Below are 20,840 nucleotides of genomic sequence, written 5' to 3' on the forward strand. Positions count from 1 at the left end.
TTTCTCATTATCTAGCTAGCGTGATGATTGCGTCCGCCACAATCGTATCAGCTTGGGTTTTCGCGGCGTTGCGCGCGTGAGTCGCCATATCCATTAGCGTGGTTCTGTCTAACTCTAAAATAGTGTGGCGTAGCCCTTCTGCCGTAAGATTGGGCTGTTCTATCATTTTTGCCGCCCCACATTCCACCAAGTGATCAGCGTTTAATGCTTGCTGGCGGTCTTTATGCATAAAGGGAACAAAAATCGCACCAACGCCCGCAGCAGACACTTCCGATACAGTTAACGCGCCAGAGCGGCAGATCAGCAAGTCTGCCCAATCGTAGGCCTTGGCTACATCATCTATAAATTCAGTCACTGAGAACGGTTCGATTTGCTGAGCTTGATAGGCGCTTTCCACCGTTTGCTGATTGTTCTTTCCTGCTTGGTGCCATACTTCGACATTACGACCTAGCGTTGCTAGAGATTCAGGGACGGTGCGATTTAATATTTGCGCGCCTTGACTGCCACCCATCACCAAAATCCTGATAGGCCCCTGTCTCTCGGCCATGCGTTGAGAGGGTTCAGATAGCGCAATAACGTCTTCGCGAACGGGATTGCCTACTACTTCCGCCTTAGGAAACGCGCCAGGAAAAGCTTGAAAAACCTTGCTCGCGATTTTCGCCAGCCAACGATTAGTCAGCCCAGCAACCGCATTTTGCTCATGTAATATAACGGGAATACCCAACAACCTAGCCGCAACGCCACCAGGACCACTCACATAGCCGCCCATACCAAGTACCGCGTCAGGCTGCCACGCCCGCATATGACGACGAGCCTGCACAATGGCTTTCATGATCTGCAGTGGCGCGACCAAAAGTTTGGCTAGACCTTGGCCACGTAGCCCTTTTACGCGAATGAAATCGATCTCGATATCATGTTTAGGTACTAACTCCGCTTCCATTCGGTCTGGCGTGCCTAACCACCGCACCTCCCAGCCTTGCTGCTGGAGTTTTTTAGCCACAGCTAATCCAGGAAAGATATGCCCCCCTGTTCCACCAGCCATCACCATTAATCGTTTTTTATTGTGCTTCATTTGGAACCTGTTCCACTAATTCTTCATTATTCTTTTTTATGCGGGTCTCGTGGTCAATTCTCAGTAAAATTGCCACCGCAACTGACATAACTAACAAACTTGAGCCGCCGTAGCTAATTAAGGGCAAAGTCAGGCCTTTTGTCGGCATCATCCCCGCCGCAGCGCCAACATTGACCAAAGTTTGAAAGGCAAACCATATTCCTATCGCAAAGGCCAAATAGCCTCCAAAATTTTGCTCTTGTTCAAAAGCCCGTTTACCAATCATGATGGCTTTAAACACGAGGCTGAATACCAGCATTAATACCAACACCACACCAACAATACCAAGCTCTTCTGCAATCACAGAAAAGACAAAGTCGGTATGCGCTTCTGGCAAATACTCTAGCTTTTGAATCGAGTTGCCTAACCCCTGACCAAACCAACCGCCACGACCAAACGCAATCAAGGACTGAGTCAGCTGATAGCCGCTACCAAAAGGATCTTGCCAAGGGTCAAGAAAAGAGGTGACCCGCCTGACTCGATAGGGCTCGGCCAATATCAAGCCGATAACCGCGACAATTCCCGCCATCATCAGCGCCAAAAATTGCGACAATTTGGCACCTGCGATAAACAGCATACCAAACAAGGTCACCAGCATTACAATCACTGTGCCTAAATCTGGCTGGCCAAGCAGCAATAGCGCCAAGGCTCCAAACACCATAATCGGCTTCATAAACCCGCCGAAAAAGGTCGCTCGCACTTCACTTTGCTTTCGTACTAAATATCCCGACATAAAGATAAATAGCGATAACTTGGATACTTCTGCTGGCTGTAAGTTAAAAAATCCTAATGGGATCCAGCGCGATGCCCCATTCACCGAACGTCCAACCACTAACACAACAACGAGCATAATAAAGGACAGAGATAAAAACCAAGAGCTGTATTGCAGCCATTTTTGAGTCGGTATTTGTAACACCACAGCCGCCGCACACAGCGACAGCAATAAAAACAGTGCGTGACGAGTCATGAAATAGAAGGGCTGGCCCGTTAGCCGAGTGCTCACTGGAAATGAGGCCGATGCAACCATCACCAAACCAAACACCATCAGGCCCAGTGAAATCCAGACGAGCTGACGATCAAAAAGCGCTTCTGATGACGACTGGGATAACCAGCGCTTGGCACTTGAAACAGAACTCTTGAGTTGCATGTCGTGACAACCTTCCGCAGATACCTAAGTTAGGCGTATTGATGGGCTAAGGCAGTAAACGCATCGCCTCTCACCATAAAATTCTTATATTGATCAAAGCTGGCACAAGCTGGCGAGAGCATCACCATGTCGCCTTCTTTTAGCTGCTTGGCTAGATCAGAGATCGCTTCATCCATATTTGTGTATTGCTGACTATTAGGATGCAATGACATAAACTGTTCACCGTCACGACCAAAACAGCACAGCTGTACGTTGAGGGATGACAACGGCTCCGCTAATTCACTAAAATCAGCCCCTTTACCATCACCACCCACTAATAGATACAGTCGCCCTTTTAGCGTTAATCCAGCCAACGCCGCTACGGTGCTGGCCACATTGGTGGCTTTAGAATCGTTAACCCATTTTACGCCTCGACCGCGCTCGACAACTTGGCATCGGTGGGTTAAACCGCCGTAGGACTTAAAACAGTCCAACCCAAGCCTGAAATCTATCCCGCTTTCATTGAGCAGCGCCATCACCACCAACACGTTAGCTAGATTGTGTCGCCCAACCAAGGCGACATCATCGCTCGCCATGACAGGTTCGCCATCCACCAACAACCATTCTTGCCCTTGATATTGACCTAGGCCATAACGTGTATTCTCAGTAAGACTGAACTCCACTAGACGATTACTATCCGCATTTTTTGGATAGGTTGCAGAGTCTTGTTGATTAACGATACAGGCTTCGGCATGACTAAAAATACGTTGTTTCGCCTGCTGATAATCCGCCATAGAATCGTAGCGATCCATGTGGTCTTCCGACAAATTTAGAAAAGCAGCCGCAGACAAACCTAAACTGGAGGTGGTCTCCAATTGGAAACTAGACAGCTCCAACACATACACATCACACTCTTGCGCCAGCAAGTCCAAAGCTGGCACACCGATGTTACCCCCAACGCCCACTTTAACCCCGCATGCACTCGCCACTTTACCCGCTAAATCAGTCACCGTACTTTTACCGTTTGAACCCGTAATAGCAATAACAGGTTTCTCTACCTGCCATGCAAACAGCTCAATATCTCCGACCACTCGCACGCCATGCGCGATCGCTTCTTGAACTTCTGGGGTAGATAGCGCAATACCTGGGCTCAAAACAATCAAGTCAGCGGCCAGCAACCAATCAGTTTGCCAACTGCCTTGGTGTAAAGGGATGTGTTCGGCTAGAGACTCAGCACCAGGCGCTTGTGAGCGAGTATCAATAACCTTGATTGATAATGGTTGCGAGTGTTGGCTAAGGTAGTTCACCACCGAGAGACCAGTGATCCCGAGCCCAGCGACGACGACGTTGTGAATACTTTGCCAAGAATTCATGTGGTAGGGTCCTTATTTGTACAGCTTGAACGCAAAAACAAGTGGCTGACATGTTTATTCAGCCACTCTCGATCAGCGGACTTTCAACGTAGCTAAGCCAACTAATACCAAGACAATAGAGATAATCCAAAATCGCACAATCACGCGCGGCTCTGGCCAACCTTTCAACTCATAATGATGATGAATCGGGGCCATACGGAAAATGCGCTGCCCACGCAATTTGTAAGAACCGACCTGCAAAATAACTGACAAGGTTTCAATAACAAAAACCCCGCCCATAATCACTAGCACAAACTCTTGGCGAACCAATACAGCAATCGTCCCTAATGCGCCACCTAAAGCCAATGAGCCGACATCGCCCATAAAGACTTGCGCTGGGTAGGTATTGAACCAAAGAAAACCAAGACCGGCTCCGACCATCGCCGTACACACCACCACCAACTCCGACGTCAATGGCACATAAGGGATGTGTAAGTAGTTAGCAAAATTGAAGTTACTGGTCGCCCATGCAATGGCTGCCATTCCCGCAGACACCAAAACTGTCGGCATAATAGCTAGCCCATCAAGACCATCAGTGAGGTTAACCGCATTACTGGTGCCCACAATCACAAAATAGGTTAACAGAATATAAAACAGGCCAAGTTGCGGCATGATATCTTTGAAAAATGGCACCACCAACTGGGTTGCCGTGGTGTCTTTGCCATGCACATACAAAACAAACGCAACCACTAAAGCAATCGCCGATTGCCAGAAATACTTCCAACGCGCAATGAGACCATCAGTATTCTTGTGCACGACTTTACGATAGTCATCGACAAAACCGACAGCGCCATAACCCACCAGCACCGCCAATACAGCCCAAACATAAGGATTGGAAAGGTCTGTCCAGAGCAATACGGTGATCACGATGGCGGCAAGAATCATGAGCCCGCCCATGGTTGGCGTCCCGCGTTTACTAAAATGCGACTCAGGGCCGTCATTACGTACAACTTGACCAATTTGCAATAACTGCAAGCGTTTTATCAAGATTGGTCCCATCCAAAGAGACAGAATCAATGCGGTCAAAATACTAAAAATGGCTCGAAAAGACAGATATTCAAACAAGCGAAAAAAAGAGAAATATGGCTGTAATAAGTGCGCTAGCCAAATAATCATGAATAAATCTCCTGCAAAGAAGCTGCTATCTGGAACATACCAGCGCTATTGGCTCCCTTAACTAATAAAGTGTGTTTATGGGGTGGGTCTAGTGGTAAATGCTGCTCAATGTAGGCCAGCAAATCTGAATGAGTAGAAAAGTGCTCACCTTGACATAACGCGCTAATCACAGCCGCATCATAGCCATAAGTCAGGACATGTTCAAAATCATACTGTGCAGCGCGCTCTCCGACTTGACGATGTAACGTAGCGCTTTGTTCCCCGAGTTCCGCCATATTGCCGAGAATAAGCCATTTTTTACCTTCGAGGCGATGTAGCAAATCAACGGCCGCTTCCATTGCGGGAACACTGGCATTATAGCTATCATCAATCAAATCTATGTTATGACGTAATATTATCCGCTCTACACGGCCTTTTACACCGGAAAGTTCAGCTAATCCCTGCTGGACATCAACAAGGCTAGCGCCTAGTGAAAATGCGAGAGCCGAGGCCGCTAATGCGTTGCCGACATTGTGTTCGCCAACAAGACCAAGCTGAATCGGGCACTGTCCTTCGGGAGTATGGAGCAAAAATTGAGCTTCGCCTGCAGATGTCAATTCAATCGCAGAAGCAAAAAAGTCCGCTTGGTTATCTTTCATAGAGAAAGTGCGCACTACTTTATCTTGCAAAACTGCGTCCCAACTCGCTCCACCATGACTATCCAAATTAACAATCGCATCCGCACCGGGCTGCAGACCCTGATAAATTTCGCCTTTCGCTTGCTTAACGCCATCTAAAGAACCGAAACCTTCTAAATGCGCCGCAGCAACATTGTTAACTAGCGCCACGTCTGGTTGAACTAGCTTCGTCGTATAAGCAATTTCACCAATATGATTGGCCCCTAACTCCAATACCGCAAACTCATCGCCTTTAGTTTCGCGTAATAAGGTTAGAGGTACACCGATGTCATTATTGAAATTACCCAGCGTGGCGAGCAGCTGCCCTTTACGAGACAAAATACTGCTTAGCATTTCTTTCACTGTCGTTTTACCACAGCTACCTGTAATCGCTGCGGTTTTCGCTTGGCATTGACGATGTACCCAAGCGCCAATCTGACCAAGTGCCCATTTGCTATCAGAAACCACCAACTGGGGAACAGATACGTCCAATGGTGTAGACACGAGCAAAGCAACCGCCCCTTGCGTGATAGCTTGCTGAGCAAACTGATGTCCGTCAAATCGGTCGCCAACTAAAGCGATAAATAAGCCTTGCCCGTCGATATGTCGAGAGTCGGTTGAAACAGAATCAATGTTGAGGTCTTCGCCAATAAGCTTGGCATCCAACACGTTAGATAACTGGCTGAGTGACACTGCGATCATAATTCGATTCCTAGTAGAGAAGCGGCCGATTCACGATCGGAATAATGGATTGTCCCCTCGCTCATCACTTGATAGTCTTCATGCCCTTTACCCGCTAACAAAATGATGTCATCGACTCGAGCGCTCTGTATGGCCTGCTCAAGTGCGGCGAATCGGCTATGCTCTATCAAAACACGTTGGGGATTATTAACACCACGCAAAATATCTGTCACAATTGTGTCGGGATCTTCACTTCGAGGGTTATCGTCTGCAATGAGCACTGTATCGGCCAATTTTTCTGCGATTGCTCCCATCAAAGGGCGCTTACCGGTATCGCGATCGCCGCCACAACCAAAGATCACCCACAGTTTGCCTTGGCAGTGAACTTGTAGAGCGCGTAACGCTTTTTCCAACGCATCCGGTGTATGGGCGTAATCAACGACCACTTTGGCCTTACAATCCGCTTGAAAAAGCTCCATTCGACCAATCACAGAGCACAACTGATTTGCTTGTTCTATCAAGCTTTGTTTATCGAAGCCTAGGATCAATAAAGCGCCAAAAGCAAGCATAGTATTAGAAGCATTGAACTCACCGATCAAAGGAACATTGAGCTGACCTTGCCCATATAGACCATCAAAATCAATCGTTATGCCTTGCTCTGAGTACGCGACATTATTTGCCCAAATAGCACGTTCAAATCCGGCGACTGGTTTAAGGGAGACCGCCAAGGCCTCTTGTAAATGATCCATCCACGCATAACCAACTTCGTCATCGACATTGATCACCGCGTGCTGGCAATCGTGCTCCGTAAACAGGGTCAATTTGGCATTGGCGTATTCTGCCATTGTATGGTGATAATCTAGGTGGTCTCGGCTCAGATTAGAAAAAACCCCAACAGCAAAAGGCAAAGCTTTGACTCGCCCCTGAACTAAACCATGTGACGACACTTCCAGCGCTGTGATTTGTGCTCCCGCTTGATCAAGCTGGCTCAGTTCACGCTGGATATCAATGGCGCTCCCGGTGGTATTTTCAGCCGGGCGTAAATCGCTTAAAAAACCATTGCCAGTTGTTCCCATAACGGCCGTTGTATTGCCAAGCAATTCTAACCATTGGGCAATCAATTGAGTAATTGTCGTTTTACCATTCGTACCTGTCACCCCGATTAAACGCGAATGCTCAACCGGATATAAACGCTGGGCCATAGCGGAAAGAGTATTGGGTAAATCTTCGATATAAATGACTGGCATCGCACCGACACTCTGCCAACTGCCATGTGGGTGCGCATCGGAGGCTTGTGCAATTGTACAATTAGCGCCACTTTGTGCTACTGAGTCGATAAAACGACGTCCATCAATAGCGTGACCATCAATCGCGACAAAGGTGTCGCCCACTTTTAGCTTACGACTGTCTAAAACAAGTTGATTAATTTCAAGCTCCGCGTGAGGCGTACCTTGCATATCGAACCATGGCGAAAGTAATTTTGCCAATGTGATTACTGACTTCATAAAGATTGCTTCTTAATTATTTAGCATCGGGCGGAACATTGAATATTTGCAGCGCCCCTTTCATAATTTTGGAAAAAACAGGGCTCGCAACTGTACCGCCGTAATAGTTATCACCTTGTGGCTCGTTAACCATCACCGCCAGCGCAAATCTTGGGTTGCTGATCGGGGCAATACCTGCCGTATAAGCAAAATACTCATTACTATAAGAACCGTTGGCCGCTTTACGTGATGTCCCCGTTTTCGCACCGACGCGATATCCAGGAACAGCCGCTCTTACCGCTGAACCGCCGGGCTGAGCAACAGCCTCGAGCATTTTTAGAACCCGTTTGACATTTTCATGGCCAAACACCTGTTTGCCCTTAACATTTCCGTTATTTTTCACGATATGCAGTGGTAAGTAGTCGCCATAATTGCCAAGTGTAGCGTAAGCATGCGCTAACTGTAGTGGAGTGATACTCAAACCGTAACCAAAAGCCAAGGTAGCGATTTCTATTTTTGACCAGCGACGTCGATCGGGGAAAATACCCGTCGTTTCACCGATCAAGTTCAGACCCGATAGTTGGCCAAACCCCACAGCCCGATACATATGTAAAATGGCATCAATTGGCATGCGCAGTGCGATAGTCGCCATCCCGACGTTACTCGACTTTTTCAAAATGGTCGTTAGATCAGCTTTACCCACTTTTTCCGTATCGGTGACTAAACTTCCACCGACACGCATCACACCGTTGCCGGTGTCTATCACTGTATCTGGGGTAATGACGCCATTATCTAACGCCGCTAGAATCACAAATGGTTTCACCGTCGAGCCTGGCTCAAAAGAATCGGTGATCACCCGGTTACGCATGGTATAACTCTTAAGATCGGCACGGTTATTAGGATTGTAGGATGGCGCATTGACCATCGCTAAAATCGCGCCAGTTTTGACGTCTATTAATACCGCTGAGGCTGAGGTCGCTCGGTAATCCGCGACCACTTGTTTGACAGCTCGATACGCAATAGACTGAATTCGTTGGTCAATAGTCAGGGTTAAAGGCTTACCCTCTTCACGCTTCTCCAGCGAGATATTTTCGACAACTCGGCCATAGCGGTCTTTACGAATCACGCGTTTACCCGCTTCTCCAGTTAGCCAATTGTCGTAACTACGCTCAACCCCTTCAAGGCCATGCCCATCAATACCGGTCACCCCCACAATATGCGCGCTCACTTCCCCTGCGGGGTAATAACGGCGTGACTCTGATTTAAGGCCAACACCTTTGAGTTTTAACTCTCGAACATAATTAGCCATCGCGGACCCAACCTGACGCTGCAGGTAAATAAATCGACGAGTTTTGTTATCTCTAATTTTTTTAACTAAGGCGTGTCTATCTAAACCCAATACATCGGCCAATGCATACCAACGGTTAACATTTTTCAAGCCATCTTCTTTGATAATCGTCGCAGGATCGGCCCATACTGCATCAACAGGGACACTCACAGCCAAAGGTTCTTGGTTACGATCGTAAATAATGCCGCGTGCAGAAGGGAGAGCTTTAGCTCGTATTGAGCGAATGTTACCTTGATGAATCAAGTTGCCAGGGTCAACAACTTGTATATAAGCAATTCGGCCGACTAAAACCGCAAATGCACAAAAAACAAAAAACAGAACGAGATAAAAACGCCATTGAATCAATAATGTCGGTTTTTTCTCAGGGTTAGGGTGTTGCTCGGGGTTCGGTTGGGGGGATTCTCGTTTCATCATTACTCTGAAAACGCCACTTCCTTACTTGAGTTCGGCCTTTGCATATGCAAATCCGTTTTTGCTATGTTTTCCACTCGGCTGCTATCAGACAGTGACGTTTCTTCCAGCAGTAAGTTGCGCCATTCATTATCCAGCTTCTGGCGGGTGTTCAAAGTATGATCTTTTTCGCTAATAGCCAGACGAGACATATTGGTTGTTAATACCACCCCAAGTGCCGTCGCTAAAATCAACATTAGCAAAATGAAAGGAACTCGGCCGACTGTCACCAGATCTTTGGCAACCAGTTTCGCTAGATTTGGCGCTGAGTTCCCCATTGCTATAACACTATAGTTTTTCGGCCACGCGCAGCATAGAACTGCGAGAACGCACATTAATATCGACTTCTTGCTCTGAAGGTTTAGTGGCTTTGCCAATCCCCTTCATGCTGGCACTGCCTAGTTTGCGAATTTCAGCTTCAGTGAGCGGTAGTCCATGTGGCACCTGTGGGCCCTGACTCTCTTTGCGGATAAAACGCTTAACCATTCGGTCTTCTAACGAGTGGAAACTGATCACAGACAGTCGACCGCCAACCGCCAAGACACTCAAAGCCCCTTTCAAAGCGATATCGATTTCTTCAAGTTCACTATTGATATAAATACGAAACGCCTGAAAAGCTCGAGTCGCTGGGTGCTTTTTCTCTTTGAAGTTTTTCGGCGCAGCTTCAGAGATCAATTTAGCTAAGTGGCTAGTACGTGTTAGTGGCTCTTTCTCTTCATCATCACGGTGAGCAACGATGGCCTTTGCGATGCGGCGAGCGTGCTTATCTTCACCGAACTCACGAATCACCCAAGTAATGTCATCAAGATCGGCTTCAAGTAGCCATTGGGATACTGGCATACCTGACGTCGGATCCATGCGCATATCCAATGGGCCATCTTTCATGAAACTAAAACCGCGTTCAGCGTCATCAAGCTGCGGCGAAGACACACCTAAATCAAACAGTACACCATCTACTTTACCCACCAAGTCATGTTGCTCGGCGTATTGTGCAACACCAGAAAATGGACCATGGATGATAGTAAAGCGTGGGTCGTTAATTTTCGCGGCTTCAGCGATCGCTTGTGGGTCTCTATCAATCGAGTACAAGCGTCCGTTTTCATTCAATTTAGAGAGAATAACTCGGCTATGACCGCCGCGACCGAACGTACCGTCGATATACACGCCATCAGGTTTGATTGCTAAACCATCGATTGACTCATTTAACAATACAGATATGTGTTGGAAAGGTTCAGTCATTCTTTTCTCGTAAAACAGGGATGAATTAGAGTCTGCAGCGATTGTTAATCAGCATAGATAACACTATATCACCGCTAGAACAGGCATCCTATGATATTGAGCTTATTCTAGTATTTGGATAATAGTTTTCGTCAGCGACAAGTAAAAAACCCATCATAGTGCGAACACTATGATGGGTATAATAGGGAGGAGTCGACTTGTAAGCCGGGTTTTGTACCGTTTGCACGGCAGTAGCCATTCGTCTAGGCCAGCAATCGCTCACTGGCTCAAGCAACCTACCCGCTTCCTTACGCGAAGCAACGCAATGTGGAAGCCTATTTGGTCTTGCTCCGGGTGGAGTTTACCTTGCTACGGACTGTTACCAACCGCACGGTGCGCTCTTACCGCACCCTTTCACCCTTACCTGTGCACCACAACTCGAAAGTCGGGGCCATCGGCGGTTTTCTCTCTGCTGCACTTGTCGTGGGCTTGCGCCCCCCAGGCGTTACCTGGCACCCTGCTCTATGGAGCCCGGACTTTCCTCCCCTCCACCAGTCTCCCGAAGGACAGCGATGAAGCAGCGACTACCCAGTCAACTCCAGGGGCGAATTGTATAGATAAGGGCACCCCCTGTCTAGTACGATCACACTTTGCGATGTTTTTATGCTTAAACATCGTACAATGTGAGCTTACTCTCAGCGACTCACATTAATCCAAGTGCTCAAGTCCCCACTTATACAGGGCATTTTTTTTCAAATTGTAGATCTCTGCGGCCAATGCCGCCGCCTTTTTCAGCGGCAACTCTTTGGTCAAGATAGCCAAAGTTCGTGTTGCCTCATCAGGCAGTTCGCTTTGACGGTCTTCACGATGGCCGTGAACCAATAACACCATTTCGCCGCGCTGCTGGTTACTATCTTGTTTCACCCATTCGACCAATTCACCCAGAGGCATGCCTTGGATGGTTTCAAAGGTTTTGGTAATCTCTCGCGCCAAGACAACTTCTCGCTCCGCACCAAGAACAGACAACATATCGTTCAAGGATTCAAGAATGCGATGTGGCGATTCATAAAAAATACAAGTGCGATGCGCTTTTGCAATTTCGAGGAATTTATCTTTTCTTCCTTTACTCTTAGCAGGTAAGAACCCCTCAAAACTAAAACTATCTGATGGCAGACCTGAGGCACTCAGAGCGGTAATCACCGCACATGCGCCAGGAAGAGGCACAACTTTAACTCCTGCTTGACGACATTGGCTGACCAAGTGATACCCTGGATCGCTGATTAACGGAGTTCCGGCATCGGATACAAGCGCGATGGATTGACCCGAAAGTAACCTTTCAACTAACACATGAGCTTTTTGCTGTTCATTATGATCATGTAATGCAAATGTTTTAGTGTGTATATTAAGGTGAGATAGTAATTTTCCGGTATGGCGCGTATCTTCTGCCGCGATAACGTCTACGCTAGACAAGATGTCTACCGCTCGGTGCGTAATATCGCCCAAATTACCGATTGGCGTAGGGACAATGTAGAGAGTTGAGATGTGATTCGAGGCTATTTTGCTATCTGTCATTTGTTAACTATCACTTGAACGATTAATATAGTACCAATTTTACATGGAATCATATAAGAACTCATGGCAAGAAAGAACCATAAGAAAATCAGTGTAACACGCTTACTGACTCCAATTGTAGCGGCAATGACGTTGGCCGCTTGTTCCTCTGTTCCGACTGGCACTGGCACTATCGACATCACGCCTCCTGCCACTGAGTCTGCGCAAACCTATATTATGCGCGCCGATAGCAGTGTAGGAACACTGCAAAATGATTGGCTAGTGATGGCATTAAAAGCATCCATTAAGGCAGATAATCAAGATCAAGCTAAGTTGATCATTAACCGTCTCTCACAGCAGAACTTAAATCACGTGCAAAAAGCCGAGCTGGATCTGATCCTCGCACAGCAGATGATCCAGACTCAGCAATTCCAACCAGCGCTTGACCAGTTACATTTTGAGCTGTGGTGGCGTTTAGATGACTCTCAGTGGAAGGAGTACCACGAACTACGAGCCAAATCATTTACGGGGCTTAATGATTATTTCCAAGCCAGTCGAGAGCTTATATTGCTGTCTGATTTCTTGCCAGAGGACGACCAACCTAAGGTCGCAGCCGAGGTTTGGCACAATCTCAACCAGTACTCACCTGAAGCGATTACTGAGTTAAAACCTAAGCCAAACGAAGACATCTTAGACGGTTGGCTTCAACTTGCGATCTATATGAAAACGATGGCAAATAATATCCCTCAGCTGCAAAACACACTGAAACATTGGCTAGCGGAGAACAACGAACACCCTGCGGCCAAGTACACGCCAAAAGACATTCAAGATGTATTGGCACTGAAATTTGTTAAGCCAGTCCACACGGCATTGCTATTGCCACTAACGGGCAAGTTCTCCAAACCAGCGCAATTGGTGCGTGACGGTTTCATTCTGCAAATGCTCAATGATAAAGAGCGTAACCCACATGCAACCCTCACCATTGTTGATACAAACAGTGTCGATGGCAATGCCATTGAAGATACGTTGAAAAACAAACACATTGACTTTATTGTTGGACCGCTACTAAAAAACAACGTCAAAAAGTTGCAACAAGCACAATCACAATTGGCAACGCCAATCCCGACATTAGCGCTTAACATTCCATCGCAGGTAGAACCAGGTATCGACACTTGTTATCTTGCACTTTCTCCGGAGCAAGAAGCCGCCCAAGGCGCAAAACACCTATTTGAACAAGGCTACAAATACCCTATGATTCTTGCCCCACAAGGCAGCTTTGGTGATCGAGTCGTCAAAGCCTTTAAAGCGGCGTGGAGTCAATACAGCACCGATGAGGTGGCAGTAAGCCAGTTTGGTGACAAACGTTTATTGCAAAAAAACATCAATAGCGCATTTGGCCTGCAAGCCAGTCAGCAACGTATCGCTCAAATAGATAACCTGATAAAAATACCGTTGGAGACTCAGCCGAGAAGCCGTCGTGATGTTGATTCTGTCTATATCGTCGCTGACAGCGCCCAGCTAACTCTGATAAAACCTTTTATTGAAGTCGCCGTAAACCCAGATGCAACGCCGCCAAAACTATTTGCCAACTCCACCAGCAACAGCGGTAATACTGAGTATGAAGATCTCTTCGGCATCAACTACAGTGACATCCCAATGATTATTCACCCGACTCCTGAGTTAGCCAGCGAAATACATCAACTGTGGCCAAAAAACACCAACTCAGAGAAACGACTTGAAGCACTAGGGATGGACGCGTACCAACTGATGGAAAAACTGCCACAAATGAAAGTTATCGACGGTTATACCATCAACGGTCAAACAGGCGTACTCAGCATCAACAAGCAATGTGTGGTGCAAAGGCAATTAAGCTGGGCAGAATATGGTTCTAACAAACCGTAAGCAGATCGGTTCTAAATATGAGTCCCTCGCGAAGCAATACTTGCTCTCGCAAGGGCTCACCTTTATAGAAGGGAATTTTTTAGCCAAATGTGGTGAAATTGACCTAATTATGAAAGATCAGCAGACCGTCGTTTTTGTCGAAGTTCGCTACCGTAAAAGCCAACGCTATGGCCATGCTGCAGAAACCGTAACGCCAAATAAGATGAAAAAATTGGTCGCTACCGCAAAATTTTGGCTGCAGAGACAGCGACTTTCCGTGCATACTACCGACTTCCGATTCGATGTGGTCGCCCTCCACCAACAAGGTGAGCATATTGAGTGGATACAAAACGCAATAACCGAAGGATAAACAATGCTCGACAGCATTAAAGACAGTTTTAAAGAAAGCATACAGATTCAAATCGCTGCCGCCGAAGCGTTACCGGATGTGATTACTCATGCCGCCCAAGCTATGGTCACTAGCCTGCTTAATGGCAATAAAGTGCTGTGCTGCGGCAACGGAGGCTCATCCTCCAATGCTCAGCAATTTGTTTCGTGCTTACTCAATCGCTTCGAGACCGAACGCCCGAGCCTACCAGCTATGGCGCTCACCGCAGACATCACGACACTGACAGCGGTTGCCAACGATTACCATTATCAAGAAATTTTCTCCAAGCAGGTACGCGCATTTGGTCAAGCGGGCGACATTCTGCTGGCGATCTCTACCAGCGGTAATAGCAAAAATATTATCAAAGCCATGGAGGCAGCTGTAACTCGTGATATGACAATTATTGCCTTAACGGGAAAAGATGGCGGCGAAATGGCTGGGTTGCTGGGAGAGCATGATGTCGAAATTCGTATCCCATCTCACCGGACGGCAAGAATTCACGAAGTACACATGGTAACCCTGCACTGTTTGTGCGATCTTATCGATCAAGTTTTGTTCCCAGCACACTACGAGTAACACGATGAAATACCTATACGCTGCATTCATCTCATTGATGATCTTGACCACTTCAGGTTGCGTTGGGCTGCTTGCAGCTGGAGCCGCAACCACCGCAGTCGTCGTCACCGACCCACGCAGCGCGGACCAAATTTGGGCGGATAAAAATATTGAGCTAGAAGTCGCCGGGATCAACAACAAAGCCCCCTACTCAGGTCAAGCTCGCATCACGGCGACCAGCTATAACGGTATCGTGGTTCTGATCGGCCAAGCCAATACTGAGCAAATCAGCCACGCCTTTGACGAGAAGGTACGTAAACTGAAAGGGGTTAAGGCTGTGCACAATGAGATTCGTATCATGCCACCTCTCGACGTAGGCAAAATCAGTAACGATACTTGGATAACCACCAAAGTAAAATCGGCGCTGCTGACCAGTCACAAGCTTAATGGCCTAGACATTAAAGTTATTACGGAAGACAAAGAGACCTTCTTATTTGGCTATGTCACCCCGCAGCAAGCCAATGTTGCAACTAACATCACCCGCAATATTTCTGGGGTGAAGCGTGTAGTTCAAGCCTTCCAATACAACGATAAAGCTTCTTAACAAGAAGTATTATCGAACGAATTCGTGACATTGACTTAAATGACACATATAAAAAAAGCAGCGCGTAGCGCTGCTTTTTTTTATCTATATCTTCGTCTCTATATCGCCTTACTTAACCACTCTCAAGCTCGGCTTTCCTTTTGGTCGAGAGGGCTCACTGTCCGACATTTCTTCAGCAGTGACAGCCTCAGGCTCATCTTCAGCATCAAATTCTGCCACAGAAAGACCTGTTACCTGGCTTGGTAATACTTCATCTGAGTCCATATCGATTTGATACGCATCCTCAGGCTCAAACATCGTTCCAGCCCCGTTTTCGCGAGCATAGATTGCTTGCACAGCATACATAGGAACGATAACAGAGTGAGGGCGGCCACTAAAACGCGCGTTGAAAGTGATCGCTTCGTTACCCAACTCTAAGTTCCCAACAGCTCTCGGTATGATGTTCAAAATAATTTGGCCATCTTGGACAAACTCTTCAGGAACACGAACGCCGGGCAAAGTTGCATCTACCACCAAATGAGGCGTCAATTCGTTATCGACTAGCCACTCATAGAAAGCACGCAATAGATAAGGTCTACGCGGTGTCATTTTTGATATATCCATTAACTAACCATTAGCGAGAAAGGCGCATTTCGCGTTCTGCTTCTGTTAATGAAGCTAGGAAAGAATCACGTTCAAATACACGGTTCATATAGATTTTAAGCTCTTTAGAACCAGGGCCAACCAACTCAATACCTAACTGCGGCAAACGCCACAACAATGGTGCTAAGTAGCAGTCAATCAAGCTGAACTCTTCACTCATGAAGTATTCGTATTCAGCAAAAACTGGAGCAAGAGTCAGTAAATCATTTCTTAATTTATTACGCGCCGCGTTTGACTCTTCGGCATTGCCATGAACAATTTTTTCTGCCAATGAGTACCAGTTTTTCTCGATGCGGTAAATCATCAGACGGCTATTACCGCGAGCCACTGGGTATACTGGCATTAATGGCGGGTGAGGGAAACGCTCGTCCAAATACTCCATAATGATTTTCGAGTCATATAAAGCAAGCTCGCGATCAACTAGAGTAGGTACTGATTTATACGGATTCAGTTCGATCAATTCAGCCGGTAAGTTTGCTTCGTCCACTAATTCAACTTCAACACTTACGCCTTTTTCGGCTAAAACAATGCGAACCTGATGGCTACACATATCAGATGTACTTGAAAATAGAGTCATCACAGAACGTTTATTGGCAGCTACAGCCATGGAGCCCTCCAGCACTTACAGGTATAAAAAGCAATGGAGGCTAGGCCTCCATTGCATACATAGAATATGGTTATTAGCACGGCATTATAGCATATTTAGTGAACATCGCGCCAATACTCTTTCTTCAATAATACCACGAGTAAAGTCAATATTGCCAAGAATCCCATCACCCACCAACCTAATGTATGGCGCTCCAATTTAACCGGGTCGCCAGAGTACTCAAGGAAATTGACCAAGTCTCGCACAGCACTGTCGTACTCTTCTTGATTGAGTTCTCCCGAACCATCCGAGCGTACAGCTACCACTGCTTTTACTTGCTTACCATTTACCTCATGAGTTTCGTACACTGGTAGTGGAACACCTTGTAGCTCTTCCAAAACGTGCGGCATACCAACACTCGGAAAAACAATATTGTTCACACCAAATGGGCGAGATGGATCAGCATAAAAAGTTCGGAGGTAGGTGTATAGCCAGTCCACCCCGCGCACTCTCGCAACCAACGTTAAATCTGGGGGAGGCGCACCAAACCACTTTTCCGCCGACTTTTGTGGAATCGCATTCTTCATCAACTGACCAATCTTAGCTTCAGAATCGAACACCAAGTTTTTCTTCATCAGATCGAGCGGGATACTCAAATCATTGGCCACCCTTTCGTATCGCTGATATTGGGTAGAGTGGCAACCAAAACAGTAATTCATGAACAGCTTGGCACCATTTTGCAGTGATGCTTTATCCGATAAGTCATTATTCGCATGATCCAAATGAACATTCGAACCCGCTGCCATGACAAAAGAAGAGAAACTTGCCAGTATGACTAACATCCATATCTTCATTTGAATTTCACCCTCTCTGGTAGCGGCTTGGTTCGTTCATTTTTACTGTAAAAATAGAGCAAGACGAAAAACATGAAATAACCTAAGCTGAATATCTGCGCGAGTAAGGTAAACGTGGGTGTGACTGGTAGTGCCCCTAACACACCTAGCGCGACAAAACAGATAATGAACTGAGTGATATTCAATAAATGCAATTTGCTACGATATCGATACGATCGCACTTTGCAGCGATCTAACCATGGCAAAACAAACAACACAGCAATAGAGGCCCCCATCGCAATCACGCCTAACAGTTTGTCAGGAACCGCACGTAAAATGGCGTAGAAAGGTGTGAAATACCACACAGGTGCAATGTGTTCGGGCGTCTTCAACGGGTTAGCGGCTTCAAAGTTAGGTGGCTCTAAGAAATACCCCCCCATTTCTGGATTAAAAAACAGCACGTAGCAGAACAGTATCAAGAAGCCTGCAATACCGACGAAATCTTTCACCGTGCCATACGGATGAAACGGAACTGAGTCGATAATGTCGTACTTCTTCGAATAGTATTCGTGGAATGGAAATGAAGTTTTATAGTCTTCGCCCATACTTCCTTTTGGCAATTTGGTATCAATACCATCAGGGTTATTCGAGCCAACTTCATGCAACGCCAATATGTGCAGAACAACCAAGAGTAACAGTACGATTGGTAGTGCTATAACATGTAGGGCAAAAAAGCGATTCAACGTGGCTCCAGAGATCACATAATCGCCTCGAATCCAGAGAGTCAAATCATCACCAATAACGGGTATAGCCCCAAATAAGGAGATGATCACCTGAGCGCCCCAATAAGACATTTGCCCCCAAGGTAGCAAATAACCCATAAAGGCTTCGGCCATCAACACAAGAAAGATCAGCATCCCAAACAGCCACAGCAACTCTCTGGGTTTTTGGTATGAGCCATAAATCAGGCCGCGAAACATATGCAGGTATATCACGACAAAAAAGGCCGAGGCGCCAGTCGAATGCATATAACGCAGAAGCCAACCGTAATCGACATCGCGCATAATGTATTCCACAGAAGCAAACGCACCTTCCCCAGAAGGTTCGTAATTCATTGTCAACCAAATCCCTGTAAGGATCTGATTGACGAGCACCAGCATGGCTAAGGAGCCAAATAAATACCAAAAATTGAAGTTCTTTGGCATTGGGTACTCAGACAAGTGCTTCTTATAAGCATTAACAACAGGTAAACGCTTTTCGATCCAATCAACCAGTGCTTGCATCACGCCTCTCCCGTTTCATCTAAACCAACCATAATTTTCGTCTCAGTGACATACATATGTTTGGGTACAACTAAGTTTAATGGTGCCGGTACACCTTGAAAAACACGCCCTGCCATATCAAATTTAGAACCATGACATGGACAGAAAAAACCAGACTTAACACCTTGTACTTGCTCGCTAAAAGTATCGGGCAAATAAGTTGGGGAGCAGCCTAAATGGGTACAAATTCCGACTGCAACAAAGTATTCAGGTTTGATTGAGCGATGTTCGTTCTTCGCATATTCGGGCTGTTGCGGCTCTTCAGATTCTGGGTCGCGTAGTTGTCCGTCAATGTTTGGCAGATTATCTAAAACAGATTGCGGGCGACGAACCACCCATACAGGCTTTCCGCGCCACTCCACGCGCACCATTTGGCCATCTTCCAATTTGCCGATATCGACTTCCACAGGTGCACCCGCCGCTCGAGCTTTGGCACTAGGGTTCCATGATTTAATAAAAGGCACGGCCACGGCTACGGCTCCTAAACCACCCACAACAGCGGTGGTCGCCGTCAAAAAGCGCCTGCGTCCATTATTTAAAGGCACATTGCTCATCCAACATTCTCCAAATTACTCCCTATGGATAGATATTCATCCCTATGTCCAATTAAAGAGTATGGCTAGTAAAATACGAGTTTATTTGCGTCTATTAGACTGAAAAGCATAATTAAACCCCTACTTTTTGACAAGGTAAGGCAAGAGGTTTGTAGCAGTTGTGAGAAGAGTCAGGCGTGATGTCGCAAAAATGACAAATTATAGAACGGAATGAGAATTCGTGATGCTGTTGCAATTTCCCCAGCCATAAAAACAAAAAAGCTTGGCATAAATGCCAAGCTTTTTGAACACAATCCAGTATAAACTGAACGCAATTTCTTGATAGAAGAAATTAACGCTTAGAGAATTGAGGTTTACGACGTGCTTTACGTAGACCAACTTTCTTACGTTCAACGCAACGAGCGTCACGCGTAACGTAGCCAGCTGAGCGTAGAGCAGGACGTAGAGACTCATCGTATTCCATTAGCGCGCGAGTGATACCGTGACGGATTGCACCTGCTTGGCCTGAAATACCACCACCACTTACAGTGATGTATAGGTCTAGTTTCTCAGTCAGTTCAACTAGCTCAAGTGGCTGACGAACAACCATGCAAGAAGTTTCACGACCGAAGTAAGTTTCAAGGCTACGCTTGTTAATTACGATGTTGCCGCTGCCTGGTTTAATAAAAACGCGTGCAGCTGAGCTTTTGCGACGGCCAGTGCCGTAGTATTGATTCTCTGCCATTTTCGAAATCCCCAATTAGATGTCTAGTACTTTTGGTTGTTGAGCTGTATGGTTGTGCTCAGCGCCAGCGTAAACTTTAAGCTTACGGTACATAGCACGGCCAAGAGGACCACGTGGAAGCATACCTTTTACCGCTAGCTCCATAACCATTTCTGGTTTACGATCAATCAGCTTTTCAAAAGTGATTGATTTAAGTCCACCAGGGAACTCAGAGTGACGGTAGTAAACTTTACCTTTAGCTTTGTTGCCAGTTACAGCAACTTTCTCAGCGTTGATAACGATGATGTAATCACCAGTGTCAACGTGAGGAGTGTATTCAGCTTTATGTTTGCCACGTAGGCGAGATGCAATTTCACTTGCTAGACGGCCAAGAGTTTTACCTTCAGCGTCTACAACATACCAGTCACGTTTTACAGTTTCTGGTTTAGCAACGAAAGTTTTCATGCTAATAATAACCCGTTAAATTAATTTTAAACTCAAAGGAGCATACAAAATGCTCCCACTGTCTAAGAGCCCAGTCATCACCCCTTCGAGTGGGTGGCACTCTTGGCAATAAATTCCGAAGAAAATCGCCTGCAGTAACGGTGGGTCGCAGGAT

At 46.5% G+C, this 20,840-nt stretch carries 21 protein-coding genes and 1 other RNA gene; 4 read left to right on the forward strand and 18 right to left on the reverse strand.

Going from position 1 to position 20,840, the window contains the following annotated elements:
• Positions 1-7: 7 nt before the first annotated feature.
• The 11 genes from murG to rsmI form a co-directional block, all read right to left on the reverse strand.
• Complete coding sequence (gene murG, locus L4C34_RS09280; protein WP_428789068.1) at positions 8-1,072, reverse strand: undecaprenyldiphospho-muramoylpentapeptide beta-N-acetylglucosaminyltransferase; 1,065 nt, start codon at positions 1,070-1,072, stop codon at positions 8-10.
• Positions 1,059-2,258: a cell division protein FtsW gene (ftsW, locus tag L4C34_RS09285; RefSeq protein ID WP_428789069.1), complete on the reverse strand. Its 1,200-nt coding sequence runs from the start codon at positions 2,256-2,258 to the stop codon at positions 1,059-1,061. The genes murG and ftsW overlap by 14 nt, the downstream gene beginning before the upstream one ends.
• A 29-nt stretch (positions 2,259-2,287) precedes the next feature.
• Entirely contained in the window at positions 2,288-3,610 is a 1,323-nt protein-coding gene (murD, locus tag L4C34_RS09290) for a UDP-N-acetylmuramoyl-L-alanine--D-glutamate ligase (protein ID WP_428789070.1), read from the reverse strand.
• 72 nt (positions 3,611-3,682) lie between these two features.
• Positions 3,683-4,765 (reverse strand): phospho-N-acetylmuramoyl-pentapeptide-transferase, encoded by a 1,083-nt coding sequence (gene mraY, locus L4C34_RS09295; RefSeq protein WP_428789071.1) that lies wholly within the window; start codon positions 4,763-4,765, stop codon positions 3,683-3,685.
• Complete coding sequence (locus L4C34_RS09300; RefSeq protein WP_428789072.1) at positions 4,762-6,123, reverse strand: UDP-N-acetylmuramoyl-tripeptide--D-alanyl-D-alanine ligase; 1,362 nt, start codon at positions 6,121-6,123, stop codon at positions 4,762-4,764. The genes mraY and L4C34_RS09300 overlap by 4 nt, the downstream gene beginning before the upstream one ends.
• Complete coding sequence (gene murE, locus L4C34_RS09305; protein ID WP_428789073.1) at positions 6,120-7,607, reverse strand: UDP-N-acetylmuramoyl-L-alanyl-D-glutamate--2,6-diaminopimelate ligase; 1,488 nt, start codon at positions 7,605-7,607, stop codon at positions 6,120-6,122. Before murE ends, L4C34_RS09300 begins: the two co-directional genes overlap by 4 nt.
• A 16-nt stretch (positions 7,608-7,623) precedes the next feature.
• Complete coding sequence (locus tag L4C34_RS09310; protein ID WP_428789148.1) at positions 7,624-9,345, reverse strand: penicillin-binding transpeptidase domain-containing protein; 1,722 nt, start codon at positions 9,343-9,345, stop codon at positions 7,624-7,626.
• Between the two features lie 2 nt (positions 9,346-9,347).
• Positions 9,348-9,662, reverse strand: a complete 315-nt coding sequence (gene ftsL / locus L4C34_RS09315; protein ID WP_428789074.1) for a cell division protein FtsL — start codon at positions 9,660-9,662, stop codon at positions 9,348-9,350.
• 10 nt (positions 9,663-9,672) lie between these two features.
• Positions 9,673-10,623, reverse strand: coding sequence for a 16S rRNA (cytosine(1402)-N(4))-methyltransferase RsmH (gene rsmH, locus L4C34_RS09320; protein WP_428789075.1), 951 nt, complete (start codon positions 10,621-10,623; stop codon positions 9,673-9,675).
• Between the two features lie 184 nt (positions 10,624-10,807).
• Positions 10,808-11,202: RNase P RNA component class A (gene rnpB / locus L4C34_RS09325), an RNA gene on the reverse strand.
• 108 nt (positions 11,203-11,310) lie between these two features.
• On the reverse strand, positions 11,311-12,174 hold the full coding sequence (gene rsmI, locus L4C34_RS09330) for a 16S rRNA (cytidine(1402)-2'-O)-methyltransferase (protein ID WP_428789076.1): 864 nt from the start codon (positions 12,172-12,174) through the stop codon (positions 11,311-11,313).
• Between the two features lie 63 nt (positions 12,175-12,237).
• On the opposite strand from rsmI, the gene L4C34_RS09335 reads away from it, so the two are divergent.
• Genes L4C34_RS09335 through L4C34_RS09350 form a run of 4 tightly spaced genes read left to right on the forward strand, consistent with a single transcriptional unit; the run spans position 12,238 to position 15,581 of the window.
• Positions 12,238-14,055: a penicillin-binding protein activator gene (locus L4C34_RS09335; protein ID WP_428789077.1), complete on the forward strand. Its 1,818-nt coding sequence runs from the start codon at positions 12,238-12,240 to the stop codon at positions 14,053-14,055.
• A complete protein-coding gene (locus L4C34_RS09340) occupies positions 14,036-14,404 on the forward strand; it encodes a YraN family protein (RefSeq protein WP_428789078.1) in 369 nt (122 codons plus the stop codon). The genes L4C34_RS09335 and L4C34_RS09340 overlap by 20 nt, the downstream gene beginning before the upstream one ends.
• Positions 14,405-14,407: 3 nt before the next feature.
• Positions 14,408-14,998: a phosphoheptose isomerase gene (locus L4C34_RS09345; protein ID WP_428789079.1), complete on the forward strand. Its 591-nt coding sequence runs from the start codon at positions 14,408-14,410 to the stop codon at positions 14,996-14,998.
• Positions 14,999-15,002: 4 nt separating this feature from the next.
• The gene (locus tag L4C34_RS09350; RefSeq protein WP_428789080.1) at positions 15,003-15,581 is read left to right on the forward strand and encodes a BON domain-containing protein; all 579 of its coding nucleotides are present in this window, start codon (positions 15,003-15,005) and stop codon (positions 15,579-15,581) included.
• A 108-nt stretch (positions 15,582-15,689) separates the two neighbouring features.
• On the opposite strand, the gene sspB is transcribed toward L4C34_RS09350, so the two are convergent.
• From sspB to rplM, 7 genes are all read right to left on the reverse strand, one after another.
• The gene (sspB, locus tag L4C34_RS09355) at positions 15,690-16,184 is read right to left on the reverse strand and encodes a ClpXP protease specificity-enhancing factor (RefSeq protein ID WP_428789081.1); all 495 of its coding nucleotides are present in this window, start codon (positions 16,182-16,184) and stop codon (positions 15,690-15,692) included.
• Positions 16,185-16,194: 10 nt separating this feature from the next.
• The gene (gene sspA, locus L4C34_RS09360) at positions 16,195-16,830 is read right to left on the reverse strand and encodes a stringent starvation protein SspA (protein ID WP_428789082.1); all 636 of its coding nucleotides are present in this window, start codon (positions 16,828-16,830) and stop codon (positions 16,195-16,197) included.
• A 95-nt stretch (positions 16,831-16,925) separates the two neighbouring features.
• Complete coding sequence (locus L4C34_RS09365) at positions 16,926-17,663, reverse strand: cytochrome c1 (RefSeq protein WP_428789083.1); 738 nt, start codon at positions 17,661-17,663, stop codon at positions 16,926-16,928.
• On the reverse strand, positions 17,660-18,925 hold the full coding sequence (locus tag L4C34_RS09370) for a cytochrome b (RefSeq protein ID WP_428789084.1): 1,266 nt from the start codon (positions 18,923-18,925) through the stop codon (positions 17,660-17,662). The genes L4C34_RS09365 and L4C34_RS09370 overlap by 4 nt, the downstream gene beginning before the upstream one ends.
• Positions 18,925-19,518, reverse strand: a complete 594-nt coding sequence (gene petA / locus L4C34_RS09375) for a ubiquinol-cytochrome c reductase iron-sulfur subunit (protein WP_428789085.1) — start codon at positions 19,516-19,518, stop codon at positions 18,925-18,927. The genes L4C34_RS09370 and petA overlap by 1 nt, the downstream gene beginning before the upstream one ends.
• A gap of 331 nt (positions 19,519-19,849) precedes the next feature.
• The gene (gene rpsI / locus L4C34_RS09380; RefSeq protein WP_428789086.1) at positions 19,850-20,242 is read right to left on the reverse strand and encodes a 30S ribosomal protein S9; all 393 of its coding nucleotides are present in this window, start codon (positions 20,240-20,242) and stop codon (positions 19,850-19,852) included.
• A 15-nt stretch (positions 20,243-20,257) separates the two neighbouring features.
• Positions 20,258-20,686, reverse strand: coding sequence for a 50S ribosomal protein L13 (gene rplM, locus L4C34_RS09385; protein ID WP_428789087.1), 429 nt, complete (start codon positions 20,684-20,686; stop codon positions 20,258-20,260).
• Positions 20,687-20,840: the final 154 nt, after the last annotated feature.

It is taken from the genome of Vibrio profundum (assembly GCF_050337555.1).
Classification (GTDB): domain Bacteria; phylum Pseudomonadota; class Gammaproteobacteria; order Enterobacterales; family Vibrionaceae; genus Vibrio; species Vibrio profundum.